16 protein-coding genes and 1 pseudogene are annotated in these 15263 nt (G+C 60.0%); 15 read left to right on the top strand and 2 right to left on the bottom strand.

The annotated features are described in order from the left end of the window. Positions 1–84 precede the first annotated feature (84 nt). From ccoN (PSH90_RS09305) to ccoP (PSH90_RS09290), 4 genes are read left to right on the top strand one after another with little or no spacing between them, the layout of a single operon-like run. Positions 85–1509, top strand: a complete 1425-nt coding sequence (gene ccoN, locus PSH90_RS09305; RefSeq protein WP_024012337.1) for a cytochrome-c oxidase, cbb3-type subunit I — start codon at positions 85–87, stop codon at positions 1507–1509. Between the two features lie 10 nt (positions 1510–1519). Beyond that, positions 1520–2128: a cytochrome-c oxidase, cbb3-type subunit II gene (gene ccoO, locus PSH90_RS09300; RefSeq protein ID WP_003223389.1), complete on the top strand. Its 609-nt coding sequence runs from the start codon at positions 1520–1522 to the stop codon at positions 2126–2128. Between the two features lie 3 nt (positions 2129–2131). Then, positions 2132–2329 (top strand): cbb3-type cytochrome c oxidase subunit 3, encoded by a 198-nt coding sequence (locus tag PSH90_RS09295; protein ID WP_042608410.1) that lies wholly within the window; start codon positions 2132–2134, stop codon positions 2327–2329. Then, positions 2326–3279, top strand: a complete 954-nt coding sequence (ccoP, locus tag PSH90_RS09290) for a cytochrome-c oxidase, cbb3-type subunit III (RefSeq protein WP_256810864.1) — start codon at positions 2326–2328, stop codon at positions 3277–3279. The genes PSH90_RS09295 and ccoP (PSH90_RS09290) overlap by 4 nt, the downstream gene beginning before the upstream one ends. A gap of 117 nt (positions 3280–3396) precedes the next feature. Here ccoP (PSH90_RS09290) and PSH90_RS09285 read toward each other — a convergent pair whose 3' ends face one another. Continuing rightward, a complete protein-coding gene (locus PSH90_RS09285) occupies positions 3397–3609 on the bottom strand; it encodes a hypothetical protein (protein ID WP_256810866.1) in 213 nt (70 codons plus the stop codon). A 150-nt stretch (positions 3610–3759) separates the two neighbouring features. Here PSH90_RS09285 and ccoN (PSH90_RS09280) point away from each other — a divergent pair, with 150 nt between their 5' ends. The 6 genes from ccoN (PSH90_RS09280) to PSH90_RS09255 all read left to right on the top strand — a co-directional run bounded on the left by ccoN (PSH90_RS09280) (position 3760) and on the right by PSH90_RS09255 (position 8181). Next, positions 3760–5202, top strand: coding sequence for a cytochrome-c oxidase, cbb3-type subunit I (gene ccoN, locus PSH90_RS09280; protein WP_024012334.1), 1443 nt, complete (start codon positions 3760–3762; stop codon positions 5200–5202). Further along, positions 5202–5810, top strand: a complete 609-nt coding sequence (gene ccoO, locus PSH90_RS09275) for a cytochrome-c oxidase, cbb3-type subunit II (protein WP_305382566.1) — start codon at positions 5202–5204, stop codon at positions 5808–5810. Before ccoN (PSH90_RS09280) ends, ccoO (PSH90_RS09275) begins: the two co-directional genes overlap by 1 nt. A 5-nt stretch (positions 5811–5815) precedes the next feature. Then, positions 5816–6001 (top strand): CcoQ/FixQ family Cbb3-type cytochrome c oxidase assembly chaperone, encoded by a 186-nt coding sequence (locus PSH90_RS09270; protein ID WP_016775513.1) that lies wholly within the window; start codon positions 5816–5818, stop codon positions 5999–6001. Beyond that, positions 5998–6981, top strand: coding sequence for a cytochrome-c oxidase, cbb3-type subunit III (gene ccoP / locus PSH90_RS09265; RefSeq protein ID WP_150635810.1), 984 nt, complete (start codon positions 5998–6000; stop codon positions 6979–6981). The genes PSH90_RS09270 and ccoP (PSH90_RS09265) overlap by 4 nt, the downstream gene beginning before the upstream one ends. A 526-nt stretch (positions 6982–7507) precedes the next feature. After that, a complete protein-coding gene (locus PSH90_RS09260; protein ID WP_041479165.1) occupies positions 7508–7762 on the top strand; it encodes a type II toxin-antitoxin system Phd/YefM family antitoxin in 255 nt (84 codons plus the stop codon). Next, a complete protein-coding gene (locus PSH90_RS09255; protein ID WP_305382565.1) occupies positions 7762–8181 on the top strand; it encodes a type II toxin-antitoxin system VapC family toxin in 420 nt (139 codons plus the stop codon). Before PSH90_RS09260 ends, PSH90_RS09255 begins: the two co-directional genes overlap by 1 nt. Before the next feature lie 38 nt (positions 8182–8219). Here PSH90_RS09255 and PSH90_RS09250 read toward each other — a convergent pair. After that, positions 8220–9223 (bottom strand): annotated as a pseudogene (locus PSH90_RS09250) (metallophosphoesterase). A 483-nt stretch (positions 9224–9706) separates the two neighbouring features. Between PSH90_RS09250 and ccoG the strand changes: the two are divergent. From ccoG to PSH90_RS09225, 5 genes are all read left to right on the top strand, one after another. Further along, positions 9707–11122: a cytochrome c oxidase accessory protein CcoG gene (gene ccoG / locus PSH90_RS09245; RefSeq protein WP_305382563.1), complete on the top strand. Its 1416-nt coding sequence runs from the start codon at positions 9707–9709 to the stop codon at positions 11120–11122. A gap of 13 nt (positions 11123–11135) precedes the next feature. Further along, a complete protein-coding gene (locus PSH90_RS09240; RefSeq protein WP_305382561.1) occupies positions 11136–11675 on the top strand; it encodes a FixH family protein in 540 nt (179 codons plus the stop codon). A gap of 213 nt (positions 11676–11888) precedes the next feature. Further along, positions 11889–14339, top strand: coding sequence for a heavy metal translocating P-type ATPase (locus tag PSH90_RS09235; RefSeq protein WP_305382559.1), 2451 nt, complete (start codon positions 11889–11891; stop codon positions 14337–14339). 23 nt (positions 14340–14362) lie between these two features. Further along, a complete protein-coding gene (ccoS, locus tag PSH90_RS09230; protein ID WP_039763029.1) occupies positions 14363–14575 on the top strand; it encodes a cbb3-type cytochrome oxidase assembly protein CcoS in 213 nt (70 codons plus the stop codon). Continuing rightward, complete coding sequence (locus tag PSH90_RS09225; protein WP_041479091.1) at positions 14568–15251, top strand: sulfite exporter TauE/SafE family protein; 684 nt, start codon at positions 14568–14570, stop codon at positions 15249–15251. Before ccoS ends, PSH90_RS09225 begins: the two co-directional genes overlap by 8 nt. Positions 15252–15263 lie beyond the last annotated feature (12 nt).

Raw genomic sequence — 15263 nt, 5'->3', positions numbered from 1 at the left:
CGCTTTTAGTCTGCCTATAACTCCAGGCGAAGGATTCGCGTCGTTTGCGCGCGCTCACTTCGGCTGAACCGTGGATGGGGAACCATGAACACTTCTATCAGTACCGCCTACAACTACAAGGTGGTCCGCCAATTCGCCATTATGACGGTGGTGTGGGGCATCGTCGGCATGGGCCTCGGGGTTTTTCTCGCGGCGCAATTGGTCTGGCCGGAACTCAACTTCAATTTGCCCTGGACCAGTTTCGGCCGTCTGCGCCCGCTGCACACCAACGCGGTGATCTTCGCCTTCGGTGGCTGCGCGCTGTTCGCCAGCTCTTTCTATTCGGTGCAACGCACCTGCCAGACGCAATTGTTCGCGCCGCAAATCGCCGCGTTCTGCTTCTGGGGCTGGCAACTGGTGATCCTGCTGGCGGCGATCAGCCTGCCGCTGGGTTACACCAGCTCCAAGGAATACGCCGAACTGGAATGGCCGATCGACATCCTGATCACCATCGTCTGGGTCGCCTACGCGATCGTGTTCTTCGGCACGATCATGCAGCGCAAGACCAAGCACATCTATGTGGGCAACTGGTTCTTCGGCGCGTTCATCATCACCGTGGCGATCCTGCACATCGTCAACAACCTTGAGTTGCCGGTGAGTTTCACCAAGTCCTACTCGGTGTACGCAGGTGCAACCGACGCCATGGTGCAGTGGTGGTACGGCCACAACGCTGTGGGCTTTTTCCTCACCGCCGGTTTCCTCGGCATGATGTATTACTTCGTGCCGAAACAGGCCGAGCGTCCGGTGTACTCGTATCGCCTGTCGATCGTGCACTTCTGGGCCTTGATCACCCTGTACATCTGGGCCGGCCCGCACCACTTGCACTACACCGCGCTGCCGGACTGGGCACAGTCACTGGGCATGGTGATGTCGCTGATCCTGCTGGCACCGAGCTGGGGCGGCATGATCAACGGCATGATGACCCTCTCCGGCGCCTGGCATAAGTTGCGCAGCGACCCGATCCTGCGCTTCCTCGTGGTGTCGCTGGCGTTCTACGGCATGTCGACCTTCGAAGGTCCGATGATGGCCATCAAGACTGTCAACGCCCTCTCCCACTACACCGACTGGACCATCGGCCACGTACACGCCGGCGCACTCGGCTGGGTGGCGATGATCTCGATCGGCGCGCTGTACCACATGATCCCGAAAATCTTCGGCAAAGCGCAGATGCACAGCGTCGGCCTGATCAACGCGCACTTCTGGCTGGCGACCATCGGCACCGTGCTCTACATCGCCTCGATGTGGGTCAACGGCATCGCCCAGGGCCTGATGTGGCGCGCGGTCAACGAGGACGGCACGCTGACTTACTCCTTCGTCGAAACCCTGGTGGCCAGCCATCCGGGCTTTGTCGTGCGGCTGATCGGCGGGGCGATTTTCTTAAGCGGCATGTTGCTGATGGCTTACAACACCTGGCGCACCGTGCGGGCCTCGCAGCCTGCCGACGTCGTCGCTGCCGCGCAGATGGCCTGAGGAGTCCGCCATGAAACACGAAACGATTGAAAAGAACGTCGGCCTGCTGATGCTGTTGATGGTGTTCGCCGTGAGCATTGGCGGCCTGACCCAGATCGTCCCGCTGTTCTTCCAGGACGTCACCAACAAACCGGTGGAGGGCATGAAGCCCTATACCGCGCTGCAACTGGAAGGTCGCGACATCTACATCCGCGAAGGCTGCGTCGGTTGCCACTCGCAGATGATCCGTCCGTTCCGCGCCGAAACCGAACGCTACGGGCACTACTCGGTGGCCGGTGAAAGCGTCTGGGATCACCCGTTCCTGTGGGGTTCGAAACGTACCGGGCCGGACCTCGCCCGGGTTGGCGCGCGCTACTCGGATGACTGGCACCGCGCGCACTTGTACAACCCGCGCAACGTCGTGCCGGAGTCGAAGATGCCGGCCTACCCGTGGCTGGTCACCCAAGCGGTCGACAGCAGCCACACCGAAACCAAGCTCAAAACCATGCGTACCCTCGGCGTGCCGTATACCGATGACGACATCAGCGGCGCAGTCGCCAGCCTCAAGGGCAAAACCGAAATGGACGCCCTCGTTTCCTATCTGCAAGTGCTCGGCACTGCAATCAAGAGCAAGAGGTGAGCCATGGTCATTGAAATGAGTGCAGGCCTGATTCGCGGTCTCGGCACGGTCGTGGTGTTCGTCGCCTTCGTCGGTTTGACGCTTTGGGTGTTCAACCGCAAGCGCACCCCGGAGTTTGCCGAAGCACGTCTGCTGCCGTTCGCCGATGAACCGCAACCCGACACTACCCAAGCACCTGAAACAAGGAGTACCCGGCCATGACCACCTTCTGGAGTACGTGGATCTGCGTACTGACCATCGGCAGCCTGATCGGCCTGACGTGGCTGCTGATCGGCACGCGCCGGGGCGAGACCAAGGGCAGCGTCGACCAGACCATGGGCCACAGCTTCGACGGCATCGAGGAGTACGACAATCCGCTTCCGCAGTGGTGGTTCATGCTGTTCGCCGGCACGTTGGTGTTCTCGGTGGGTTATCTGATTCTCTATCCGGGCCTGGGCAACTGGAAAGGCATCCTGCCCGGCTATGAGGATGGCTGGACCGGCGTGCACGAATGGGAAAAGGAAATGAACAAGGCGGACGCCCGGTTCGGTCCGATCTTCGCCAAATTCGCGGCGATGCCGCTGGAAGAAGTGGCCAAGGATCCGCAGGCGCTGAAAATGGGTGGTCGTCTGTTCGCCTCCAATTGCTCGGTGTGCCACGGCTCGGATGCCAAGGGCGCGTTCGGCTTCCCTAACCTCGCCGACAGCGACTGGCGCTGGGGCGGCGATGCCGAGACGATCAAGACCACCATCATGGGCGGCCGCATGGCGGCCATGCCGGCCTGGGGCGAAGTGCTCGGTGAGGCCGGGGTGAAAAACGTTGCCGCCTACGTGCGCCACGAACTCGCCGGCCTGCCGCTACCCGCCGACAGCAAGGCAGACCTGCAAGCCGGACAGCAGGCGTTCAGCACCACGTGCGTGGCTTGCCACGGCGCAACTGGCCAAGGCACCCCTGCCATGGGCGCACCGAATCTTACCCACCCGGCCGGCTTCATTTATGGCACCAGCCTGACCCAACTGGAGCAGACCATTCGCCATGGTCGTCAGGGGCATATGCCAGCGCAGAACGAATTGCTGGGCAACGATAAAGTGCAATTGCTAGCCGCTTATGTGTACAGCCTGAGCCACGGATTGAACACAGAAATACTGATAACTGAAGACAACAAGAAATAGCAATTGCGTACACCACTGCCGCAGCTTTCTCGCTGCGGCAGTTTCCCGCCCCTTTGCGACGCATTGTCGCACCCCTTGGATCCTCTCCTTTCGGAACCCCGGATTCGGGTCTACGCTTCATCGAAGCGGACCGGCTGAAGTAGGTTTCCAGATCAATCCCGAACGATGCGCGCCGTGAACCGGTTGATGGATTCGCCGCAAACGCAGGTAGATAACGGCTGTTGCGCCGATTGCCCGCAATTTCCCGATCACGACCTGTGAACGGGCATCGTTGACGGCGATCCGGATTGCGAGCTTTTTACGCGCCTGCGACATTTTGTCAGAGGCCATTTTTGACCCTACGCGGCGCATGGAAAGGCCGCAGAATCAGCGTTGGAAAGCATTGACCCAGGTCATGGCGCGTTGCAATGACCCCCTGCTTTATACATACTTGCGGCCGATTTTATCCCTATAAAAATACCCAAACCGTGGAACCTTAGAATGAGCACAGCAATCAGTCCGACTGCTTATAACTATAAGGTAGTCCGCCAGTTCGCCATCATGACGGTGGTCTGGGGGATCCTTGGCATGGGGCTCGGTGTCTTCATCGCCTCGCAACTGGTCTGGCCGGAACTGAACTTCGGTCTGCCGTGGACGAGCTTTGGACGCTTGCGCCCGTTGCACACAAACCTGGTGATTTTCGCCTTCGGCGGTTGTGCACTGTTTGCCACTTCCTACTATGTCGTGCAGCGAACCTGCCAGACGCGACTGATTTCCGACAGCCTCGCGGCCTTCACCTTCTGGGGCTGGCAAGCGGTCATCGTCGGCGCAATCATTACCTTGCCGCTGGGTTACACCACCACCAAGGAATACGCCGAGCTGGAATGGCCGATCGCGATTCTGCTGGCAATTGTCTGGGTCACTTACGGTCTGGTGTTCTTCGGCACCATCACCAAGCGCAAAACCAAGCACATCTACGTCGGCAACTGGTTCTACGGCGCGTTCATCGTTGTCACCGCGATGCTGCACATCGTCAACCACATGTCGCTGCCGGTCAGCCTGTTCAAGTCGTATTCGGCTTACTCCGGTGCCACTGACGCGATGATCCAGTGGTGGTATGGCCACAACGCGGTGGGCTTCTTCCTGACCACCGGTTTCCTCGGGATGATGTACTACTTCGTGCCGAAACAGGCCGAACGCCCGATCTATTCCTATCGTCTGTCGATCGTGCACTTCTGGGCGCTGATCACCCTGTACATCTGGGCCGGCCCGCACCACCTGCACTACACCGCCCTGCCGGACTGGGCACAATCGCTGGGCATGGCGATGTCGATAATTCTGCTGGCGCCAAGCTGGGGCGGCATGATCAACGGCATGATGACCCTGTCGGGCGCCTGGCATAAGTTGCGCACCGACCCGATCCTGCGCTTCCTCGTGGTGTCGCTGGCGTTCTACGGCATGTCGACCTTCGAAGGGCCGATGATGGCGATCAAGACCGTCAACTCGCTCTCGCACTACACCGACTGGACCATCGGCCACGTACACGCCGGCGCCCTCGGTTGGGTAGCGATGATCTCGATCGGCGCGATCTACCACATGATCCCGAAACTGTTCGGCCGCGCGCAGATGCACAGCACCGGGCTGATCAATGCGCACTTCTGGCTTGCCACTATCGGCACCGTGCTCTACATCGCGTCGATGTGGGTCAACGGCATCACCCAAGGCCTGATGTGGCGTGCAATCAACGATGACGGCACCCTCACCTACTCGTTCGTCGAAGCGCTGCAGGCCAGCCACCCGGGCTTCATCGTCCGCGCGCTGGGCGGTGCTTTCTTTGCCAGCGGCATGCTGCTGATGGCTTACAACGTGTACCGCACTGTCCGTGCGTCGGATCCGGTTGAAGCCGAAGCCGCCGCCAAGATTGCCGTCGTTGGAGCTCACTGATGAAGCATGAAGCTGTCGAGAAGAATATTGGCCTGCTGGCCTTCTTCATGGTCATCGCCGTCAGCGTCGGTGGCCTGACCCAAATTGTTCCGCTGTTCTTCCAGGACGTCACCAACAAGCCGGTCGAGGGCATGAAGCCACGTTCGGCGCTGGAACTGGAAGGCCGCGACGTCTACATCGCCAACGGTTGTGTCGGCTGCCACTCGCAGATGATCCGCCCGTTCCGCGCTGAAACTGAACGCTATGGCCACTATTCGGTCGCCGGTGAAAGCGTCTGGGACCACCCGTTCCTGTGGGGCTCCAAACGTACCGGCCCGGATCTGGCCCGTGTGGGCGGTCGTTACTCCGATGACTGGCAGCGTGCGCACTTGTACAACCCGCGCAACGTGGTCCCCGAGTCGAAAATGCCGGCTTACCCGTTCCTCGTGGAAAACAAGCTCGACGGCAAGGAAACCGCGAAAAAAATGGAAGTCTTGCGCACCCTCGGCGTGCCGTACACCGACGAAGACATCGCCGGTTCACAGGATGCCGTGAAGGGCAAAACCGAAATGGACGCGCTGGTGGCCTATCTGCAAGGCCTGGGCACCATCATCAAAAGCAAACGGTGAATCTGATGGATATCGGGATGATTCGAGGCCTGGGCACCGTGGTCGTGATGGTGGCCTTCATCGGTCTGGCCTTGTGGGTGTTCAGCCCCAAGCGCAAGTCGGAGTTTGACGACGCGACCATGCTGCCTTTTGCGGATGATCCCGAAGCCATCAAGCACGTCGAGCAAGCTTCTAGGAGTAACAAAGAATGACTACATTCTGGAGTCTGTACGTCACAGTCCTCAGTCTCGGTACGATCTTCGCCCTGACCTGGCTGCTGCTGTCGACCCGCAAGGGCCAACGCAGCGAACAGACGGACGAGACGGTCGGCCACTCCTTCGACGGGATCGAGGAGTACGACAACCCGCTGCCGAAATGGTGGTTCATGCTGTTCGTCGGCACTATCGTGTTCGCTCTGGGCTACCTGGTGCTGTACCCGGGTCTGGGCAACTGGAAAGGTCTGCTGCCGGGCTACAACTATCTGGATACCGAGAAACAGACCGCGTTCGCCAACGGCCAGACTGGCTGGACCGGCGTCCACGAGTGGGAAAAGGAAATGGCCCGTTCGGACGCGCGCTTCGGTCCGATTTTCGCCAAGTTCGCGGCGATGCCGATCGAGGAAGTCGCCAAGGATCCGCAAGCACTGAAGATGGGCGGCCGTCTGTTCGCGTCCAACTGCTCGGTGTGCCACGGTTCCGACGCCAAGGGCGCCTATGGCTTCCCCAACCTGACCGACGCCGACTGGCGCTGGGGCGGTGAGCCGGAAACCATCAAGACCACCATCATGGGCGGCCGCCACGCGGTGATGCCGGCGTGGGCGGAAGTGATCGGTGAGCAAGGCGTGGCCGATGTGGCTGCTTACGTGGTGACCAATCTCGACGGCCGTAAATTGCCGGAAGGCACCAAGGCCGACCCGGCCAACGGCCAGAAACTCTTCGCCGCCAACTGCGTGGCTTGCCACGGCCCTGCCGGCAAAGGCACGCCGGCCATGGGTGCGCCCGACCTGACCCATCCGGGCGCATTCATCTACGGCTCGAGCTTCGCGCAACTGCAGCAGACCATCCGTTACGGTCGTCAGGGCCAGATGCCTGCGCAGGAACAACTGCAGGGCAATGACAAGGTGCACCTGCTGGCGGCGTATGTTTACAGCCTGTCTCACGGTGAAAAAGCACCGGAGGCGAAGGCTGAGTAAGGCCAACGCTTGAAGCAAAAAAGGCCCCGCCAATGGGAATTGGCGGGGCCTTTTTTCATGCTGGCATTCATGATTCGAAACGCTTGCTCAATGGACCTGAGCTGCGATGCACGGTAGGTTTTTTTCGCCCCGATAATCCATATCGGGTCCACTTCAAGGATGAAGCCCAATGTCGAAAGATCACCAAAGCGCACTGCAAAATCAGCCTCAACCCGGCTCTACCCATAGGGCAGGGTTCGAACCAACATCTGTGAAACCGTTACTCGTGGTGTCGCAGAAAACCATGAACAGCCCCGGCGACGGTGGCGGACTCGACGGCCTCGGCGGCGGTAGATTGCTCTGACAAGGGCAGCAAAAACACCGAATTTACGCCCTGTATCCAGTGCCTCACGCCTTGGCGGGAGGCGCCTTCGCCGGTGCCCTTATGAAATTGACAAACCGATCGTCCCCGACCTGCCTTTCCGATTGCGATGAAAACCTCAAAATAGTAACGTTCCTACATCAGAATTTCTGGAGGCCAAACATGATGGCCATCACCACCATTTCCAGCCGCGAGTTCAATCAGGACACCAGTGCAGCCAAAAAAGCCACGCGTCAAGGTCCAGTAATCATTACTGACCGAGGCAGGCCTGCCCACGTATTGCTCAGCATTGAGGAGTACCAGAAACTGACCGGTTGCGAGACCAGCATCGTTGAGCTGCTGGCGATGCCGAATGCGCTTGAAATCGAATTCGAACCCGAGCGCGCTGTCATCAATCCTCGCAGCGTCGACCTTTCCTGATGTTTCTACTGGATACCAATGTAGTTTCCGAGTTGCGGAAAAACCAAGCCGACAGGCATGTGGTGAAATGGGCAAACAGCGTTTCCCCTGCCAGCCTGTATCTATCCGCAATCACTGTGCTGGAACTGGAAACGGGCGTCCTGCGTATCGAACGTCGTGACCGTTCACAAGGCCAGCTGCTGCGCAACTGGCTGGAACATCACGTCAAACCGGCGTTCTCTGGAAGAATCCTGCCTGTCGATACCAGCGTCGCCACCCGGTGCGCACGATTGCATGTTCCCGACCGCAGCAGTGAATGCGACGCCTTGATCGCCGCCACCGCGCTTGTGCACGGGCTTACGCTGGTAACTCGCAACATTGCGGACTTCCAACTCAGCGGCGTCAATGTGATCAACCCATGGATCGCTGCCAATAACTGACTGCTGAACACCCCGCCATATCACCGGCGGGGCTTTTTTCACGGGCGTTGGGCAAAGATTGAATGCACGACCGTGGTATCGATCAGCGTCCGCTCACGCCACTGGTTGTTCTTCACCAGATAGACCTGCAACTGCTTGCGATCCTCGGTGAAATTCGCAGTCAGGTAGGTTTGCTGAGAGGTGCTTCCGCTGAGATACATGGGGACGCTGCCTTCCCAGTAGGAACTTCCTCCCTCGGTATGCAGGTGGCCGGCGAAAATGGCCGTCACCTGGTACTTGTTGACCATGTCATGGAAACGCTTCTTCTGCTCGGGGCTGCCCTGGTGCCGCAAGGGTTTATGCATATTGATAATGATGGCGTAGCCCGACGCTCGCGCCAGTCGCAGATCGGTCTCGAGCCAGTCCAGTGCGTCGTTGATTTCGAACGTCGTCGGGTTCAACGGATGAGCAATCCGGGTGGTGTAGGTCGGCTCGTTATTGAGCTGAACCATATGCACTTCGCCGATATTTTTCGAATAGGCGAGGCTACCGGCATACGTCTTGCTCAGAAAACCGTCAGTGATTTTCAGATCAAAGTTATCGACTTTACCTGCATGATGTTCTTTGAACTCGACAATACTTCCTGCAGCACAGTTATTGGTAAAGCAATCATCAACATTGTTTTCATAGTCGTGATTGCCCAAGCCGTAAAGATATTCACCCTTGAAGTGCCTGTTCAGCGAATCCTTCATGAACGAGCGCTGCCAGCCATGACCAAAAGCGGTTATATCGCCATTGATCATCAAAGGAACCTGCGCTGAGAGCCGTGTTGATTTCTGAATTCGGCAATGCTTGCAAGTTGGGTTTCAATCAGCCATTTCGAGCGCGCCGTGAATTCTGAATCCGACTCGGGTTCGCGGATATCGGTCTTGTCTGTCCACGGATATTGAGTATCCGAAGCAAAGACCATATGTTTCGGCATGCCAGTTGTAGCCTGAGCGGTAATAGCCGAAGCTACCAGAAAAGCACCCATAAAGATGCTCATGAATTTATTCAAAGCCATGCTTGAAATTCCATTTCAATTAATTTTCGGTACGCAAAAGAAGTTTCGCGCGAACAGAACTTATTCGAATACAGCGAAAACTTCAAAGCCTTCACCTACAACAATCGAGTGAATATATTTCAGACCCAACAACTTACAACATACCAATCAATAGAAACCCGTAGCGTCCGGCCTGAGTTGTCGCCTGGACGAAAACAATCACGGGTGTTATTCAACTTGCGAAATCAACGGCAGTGGCGTGAACAAACAATTGAAAGGATGAACTAGCCACTTCGGCAAAAGCGTCCATACTCAACAAGTCAATTGATCTGCGTCAGGCTTTTGCGCAATCGCTACACCATCCGCATTTTTTACCCAACGCGACCAAAGGTCGCACCCTTGAGCCAGAGCGGCAGGCGTATCATCGCGCTACTGCAACAGCCTTTTTGACCTCGGTTGGCACGTATCGACCGAGGCATTTTTCCACTGCCGTGGGATGCAATGATGAGCAATCAGATTCCGGTACACGACGTCACGCCACCGAGCAAGAACGCGAACAACAGCGTCGATCTTTATGCCTCACGAGAAAAAATCTACACCCGGGCTTTCACCGGCCTGTTCCGCAATCTGCGGATGCTCGGCGGTGCGGCGTTGTTTCTGCTGTATTTCGGCACGGTGTGGCTGAACTGGGGCGGTCATCAGGCGGTGTGGTGGAACCTGCCGGAGCGCAAGTTCTTCATCTTCGGCGCGACTTTCTGGCCACAGGATTTCATCCTGCTCTCGGGCCTGTTGATCATTGCCGCGTTCGGCCTGTTCTTCATCACTGTCTATGCCGGGCGCGTCTGGTGCGGGTATACCTGCCCGCAGAGCGTGTGGACGTGGATTTTCATGTGGTGCGAAAAGGTCACCGAAGGCGACCGAAACCAGCGCATCAAGCTCGACAAGGCGCCGATGAGCGCCAACAAATTCCTGCGCAAACTGGCCAAGCACTCGCTGTGGCTGCTGATCGGTTTTGTCACCGGCATGACCTTTGTCGGCTACTTCTCGCCGATCCGCGAACTGGTCATCGAGTTCTTCACCGGCCAGGCCGATGGCTGGTCGTATTTCTGGGTCGGTTTTTTCACCCTCGCCACGTACGGCAATGCCGGTTGGTTGCGTGAGCAGGTGTGCATATACATGTGCCCGTATGCGCGCTTCCAGAGCGTGATGTTCGACAAGGACACGCTGATTGTTTCCTACGACCCGCGCCGTGGCGAAAGCCGTGGGCCGCGCAAGAAAGGCATCGACTACAAAGCCCTGGGGCTGGGCGATTGCATCGACTGCACGATGTGCGTGCAGGTCTGCCCGACCGGCATCGACATCCGCGATGGCCTGCAGATCGAATGCATCGGCTGCGCGGCGTGCATCGACGCTTGCGACAGCATCATGGACAAGATGGATTACCCGCGCGGGCTGATCAGCTACACCACCGAACACAACCTCTCCGGGCAGAAAACCCATAAACTGCGACCGCGCCTGATCGGCTACGCCTTGGTGCTGCTGGCGATGATCAGCCTGTTGGTCGCTGCGTTCTTCATGCGTTCGCTGGTCGGCTTCGACGTCAGCAAAGACCGCGTGCTGTACCGCGAAAACGCTGAAGGCCGGATCGAAAACGTCTACAGCCTGAAGATCATGAACAAGGATCAGCGCGACCACACTTACCTGCTGCAAGCCGAGGGTCTGCCGGACCTGCGCCTGCAAGGCAAGCGCGAGATCAAGGTTGCCGCCGGGGATATCGTCAGCATGCCGGTCGAGTTGTCGAGCGCACCGGAACAACTGCCATCGAGCACCAACGAGGTGAAATTCATCCTCAAGGATGCCGATGACGAAAGCGTCCACGTTGAAGCCAAGAGCCGATTCATCGGCCCACAAATCCGTTGAGAGAATTTTGAACATGCCCGCTGCAAACGCCGCAAGTCCCTGGTACAAGCACCTCTGGCCGTGGATCATCATCGCGATTCTGGCCTGCTCGGTGGCCTTGACCCTGTCGATGGTGACCATCGCGGTGAACAACCCGGACAACTTGGTCAACGACAACTACTACGAGGCGGGCAAAGGCATCAACCGTTCACTGGATCGCGAGCTGCTGGCGCAAACCCTGAAGCTGCGTGCGGCGGTGCATCTGGATGATGTGACCGGTGAAGTCGATCTGCGCTTGAACGGTGACAGCCAGCCGCAAACCCTGGAACTGAACCTGATCTCGCCGACCCAGCCGGAAAAGGATCGCAAGATTGTTTTGACCCGCAGTGGCGGCGAGAGCGGGCGCTACATCGGCCAGCTAAGCGACAAGGTCGAAGGGCGGCGCTTTGTCGAGTTGCTCGGCAGCCAGGACGAGCACGTGTGGCGCATGTTTGAAGAAGAGCTGGTCAGCCATGACAAGGAACTGCTGCTGGGGGATGAGCCACTGCAGGGTGCGGAAGACCTGAAGAAGTGAATCAAAATCAAGAGCCCCTCACCCTAGCCCTCTCCCGGAGGGCGAGGGGACTGATCTCGGTTGCTTGGAAGCGGGGCGTATGACAGTGACAATGTCAGCGACTGAAGCCGCTCTTCAGGCTTACACCGATCGGCTCCCTCTCCCTCCGGGAGAGGGCTGGGGTGAGGGCAAGCGAACACCCCCAATGCAAGGGCTCATACCCTCATCAATGCCATGACCACCCCAGTTCCCTGCTACCACTGCGCCCTGCCCGTCCCGTCCGGCAGCCGCTTCACCGCCGTCGTCCTCGGGCAGGCCCGCGAGTTCTGCTGCCCGGGCTGTCAGGCGGTAGCCGAAGCCATCGTCGCCGGTGGTCTGGAAAGCTATTACCAGCATCGCAGCGAAGCGTCGGCCAATCCCGAGGCGCTGCCGGTGCAACTGACTGATGAACTGGCGCTGTACGACCGCGCCGACGTGCAGCAGCCCTTCGTGCGCCACGAAGGCGATCTGGCTGAAACCACCTTGTTGATGGAAGGCATCAGTTGCGCCGCTTGCGGCTGGCTGATCGAGAAACACCTGCGCACCCTGCCCGCCGTCGCCGAAGCGCGGTTGAACCTGTCCAACCATCGCCTGCATGTGCGCTGGGCCGACGCACAATTGCCGCTGAGCCAGATCCTCGCCGAGCTGCGCCACATCGGTTACGCCGCCCACCCGTACCAGGCCGACCGCGCCAGCGAACAATTGGCCAGCGAGAATCGCCTGGCCCTGCGCCAGCTCGGCGTCGCCGGGTTGCTGTGGTTTCAGGCGATGATGGCGACCATGGCCACCTGGCCGGAATTCAACATCGACCTCAGTCCCGAGCTGCAGACGATCCTGCGCTGGGTCGCGCTGTTTCTGACCACACCGATCGTGTTCTACAGCTGCGCGCCGTTCTTCAAAGGCGCGATGCGCGATTTGCGTACGCGCCACTTGACCATGGACGTTTCTGTTTCACTGGCGATCGGCAGCGCTTACATCGCCGGGATCTGGACGTCGATTACCGGGGTCGGCGAGCTGTACTTCGATGCGGTCGGCATGTTCGCGCTGTTTTTGCTCGCCGGGCGTTATCTGGAACGCCGCGCCCGCGAACGCACCGCTGCCGCCACCGCGCAATTGGTCAACCTGTTACCGGCCTCGTGCCTGCGCCTGGATAGCGATGGCCAGAGCGAACGCATCCTGCTCAGCGAGTTGCGTGTGGGCGAGCGGATTCTGGTGCAGCCGGGCTCGATTCTGCCGGCTGACGGCAAGATCATCGACGGTCAGTCGAGCATCGACGAATCGCTGCTGACTGGCGAATACCTGCCACAGCCACGCACGCTGGGCGATGCGGTAACAGCGGGGACACTTAACGTCGAAGGCGCATTGACCGTGCAAGTGCAGGCGCTGGGACAGGACACGCGTCTCTCCGCGATCGTGCGCCTGCTCGACCGCGCTCAGGCGGAGAAACCGCGTCTGGCCGAAATCGCCGACCGCGCCGCGCAATGGTTCCTGCTGCTGTCGCTGATTGCCGCAGCAGTGATCGGCGTGCTGTGGTGGCAACTGGATTCTTCACGGGCGTTCTGGATCGTCCTCGCCATGCTGGTGGCGACCTGCCCGTGCGCGCTGTCGCTGGCGACGCCGACCGCCCTCACCGCCGCCACCGGCACCCTGCACAAACTCGGCCTGCTGCTGACCCGCGGCCATGTGCTGGAAGGCTTGAACCAGATCGACACGGTGATTTTCGACAAGACCGGCACGCTCACTGAAGGTCGCTTGGTGCTGCGCTCGATTCGCCCGCTCGGCGCGCTCGACAGCGAACAATGCCTGAGCCTTGCCGCTGCGCTGGAAAACCGCTCGGAACACCCGATCGCCCGCGCTTTCGGTCGCGCGCCGCTGGCCGCCGAGGACGTGCACAGCACACCCGGTCTGGGCCTTGAAGGCGTGGTCGGTGAGCAACGCTTGCGCATCGGTCAGGCGCCGTTCGCCTGTGCCCTGAGCGGCGCGGCGCTGCCGTCAATGCCTGATGAAGCCGGACAATGGTTGCTGCTCGCCGACACTCAGGGGCCGCTGGCATGGTTCGTCCTCGACGATCGCCTGCGTGACGATGCCCCCGCCCTGCTCGCGGCCTGCAAAGCGCGGGGCTGGCGCACCTTGCTGTTGTCCGGCGACAGTTCGCCGATGGTCGCCAGTGTCGCCGCCGAACTGGGCATCGACGAGGCCCGTGGCGGCTTGCGCCCCGATGACAAACTGCAAGTGCTGCAGCAACTTCATCGCGAAGGTCGCAAAGTGTTGATGCTCGGTGACGGCGTCAACGACGTGCCGGTGCTGGCTGCGGCCGATATCAGCGTGGCCATGGGCTCGGCCACCGATCTGGCGAAAACCAGCGCCGATGCAGTGTTGCTGTCCAATCGCCTTGACGCTCTGGTGCAAGCCTTCACGCTGGCGCGACGCACGCGCCGGGTAATCATCGAAAACCTGCTGTGGGCGGCGCTGTACAATGGCCTCATGTTGCCGTTCGCCGCCCTCGGCTGGATCACTCCGGTGTGGGCGGCGGTCGGCATGTCGATCAGTTCGCTGACCGTGGTGCTCAACGCCCTGCGCCTGACTCGTCTGCCGAGCGCGCCGGCCGCCGGCAGCCCGACCCAAACCCGCCCGCTGCCGGCCTGAGCCGCGCGGGCCTGGAGTTACCGATGCCAGCTCTCTATGTGATGATTCCCGCTGCCTTGCTCATCGTCGCCATCGCCGTGTACATCTTCTTCTGGGCGGTGGACAGCGGTCAGTACGACGACCTCGACGGCCCGGCACACAGCATCCTTTTTGACGATCAGGACCCCAACCATACCGCTGCGGTGGACGAAGCCAACGCCGGCAAACCGGACGACAAGGCGCCACCCCATGCTTGAACTGGCGCCGCTGCTGGTCTCGGCGCTGATCCTCGGCCTGCTTGGTGGCGGCCACTGTCTGGGCATGTGCGGCGGCCTGATGGGCGCGCTGACCCTGGCGATCCCCAAGGAGCAGCGCAGCCGGCGCTTTCGCCTGTTACTGGCGTACAACCTCGGGCGGATTCTCAGTTATGCCACGGCGGGACTGCTCATCGGTCTGGCCGGCTGGGCAGTCGCCAACAGCCCGGCGGCGCTGTTCATGCGCGTGCTGGCCGGGTTGCTGCTGATCGCCATGGGTTTGTACCTGGCCGGCTGGTGGAGCGGGCTCACCCGTATCGAAGCGCTCGGGCGTGGCTTGTGGCGTTTTATTCAACCCGTGGCGAATCGTTTGCTGCCGGTTTCCAGCCTGCCGCGTGCCTTGCTGCTCGGTGCGCTGTGGGGGTGGCTGCCGTGCGGACTGGTTTACAGCACCTTGCTGTGGAGCGCGAGTCAGGGCAATGCGCTGGACAGTGCGTTGCTGATGCTCGCTTTCGGCCTCGGCACCTGGCCGGTGCTGCTCGCCACCGGACTGGCGGCTGAGCGGGTGACCGCGATCTTGCGCAAACGCAGCGTGCGCATGGCGGGTGGCTTGCTGGTGATCCTGTTTGGCCTGTGGACCCTTCCCGGCCCGCATCAGCATTGGCTTATGGGCCATTAAATGTGTGGCGCG

It is taken from the genome of Pseudomonas sp. FP1762 (genome assembly GCF_030687105.1).
In the GTDB taxonomy this organism is placed as follows: domain Bacteria; phylum Pseudomonadota; class Gammaproteobacteria; order Pseudomonadales; family Pseudomonadaceae; genus Aquipseudomonas; species Aquipseudomonas siliginis.
This window is presented reverse-complemented; position numbering and strand designations above follow the sequence as displayed.

Bases quoted from the DNA above. Each gene is read 5' to 3' on its own strand.
- ccoN (WP_024012337.1), top strand. From the start codon at position 85: ATGAACACTTCTATCAGTACCGCCTACAACTACAAGGTGGTCCGCCAA.
- ccoN (WP_024012334.1), top strand. From the start codon at position 3,760: ATGAGCACAGCAATCAGTCCGACTGCTTATAACTATAAGGTAGTCCGC.
- PSH90_RS09225 (WP_041479091.1), top strand. From the start codon at position 14,568: ATGCTTGAACTGGCGCCGCTGCTGGTCTCGGCGCTGATCCTCGGCCTG.
- PSH90_RS09255 (WP_305382565.1), top strand. From the start codon at position 7,762: ATGTTTCTACTGGATACCAATGTAGTTTCCGAGTTGCGGAAAAACCAA.
- ccoP (WP_150635810.1), top strand. From the start codon at position 5,998: ATGACTACATTCTGGAGTCTGTACGTCACAGTCCTCAGTCTCGGTACG.
- ccoS (WP_039763029.1), top strand. From the start codon at position 14,363: ATGCCAGCTCTCTATGTGATGATTCCCGCTGCCTTGCTCATCGTCGCC.
- PSH90_RS09240 (WP_305382561.1), top strand. From the start codon at position 11,136: ATGCCCGCTGCAAACGCCGCAAGTCCCTGGTACAAGCACCTCTGGCCG.
- PSH90_RS09270 (WP_016775513.1), top strand. From the start codon at position 5,816: ATGGATATCGGGATGATTCGAGGCCTGGGCACCGTGGTCGTGATGGTG.
- PSH90_RS09260 (WP_041479165.1), top strand. From the start codon at position 7,508: ATGGCCATCACCACCATTTCCAGCCGCGAGTTCAATCAGGACACCAGT.
- PSH90_RS09235 (WP_305382559.1), top strand. From the start codon at position 11,889: ATGACCACCCCAGTTCCCTGCTACCACTGCGCCCTGCCCGTCCCGTCC.
- PSH90_RS09295 (WP_042608410.1), top strand. From the start codon at position 2,132: ATGGTCATTGAAATGAGTGCAGGCCTGATTCGCGGTCTCGGCACGGTC.
- ccoO (WP_305382566.1), top strand. From the start codon at position 5,202: ATGAAGCATGAAGCTGTCGAGAAGAATATTGGCCTGCTGGCCTTCTTC.
- PSH90_RS09285 (WP_256810866.1), bottom strand. From the start codon at position 3,609: ATGGCCTCTGACAAAATGTCGCAGGCGCGTAAAAAGCTCGCAATCCGG.
- ccoP (WP_256810864.1), top strand. From the start codon at position 2,326: ATGACCACCTTCTGGAGTACGTGGATCTGCGTACTGACCATCGGCAGC.
- ccoO (WP_003223389.1), top strand. From the start codon at position 1,520: ATGAAACACGAAACGATTGAAAAGAACGTCGGCCTGCTGATGCTGTTG.
- ccoG (WP_305382563.1), top strand. From the start codon at position 9,707: ATGAGCAATCAGATTCCGGTACACGACGTCACGCCACCGAGCAAGAAC.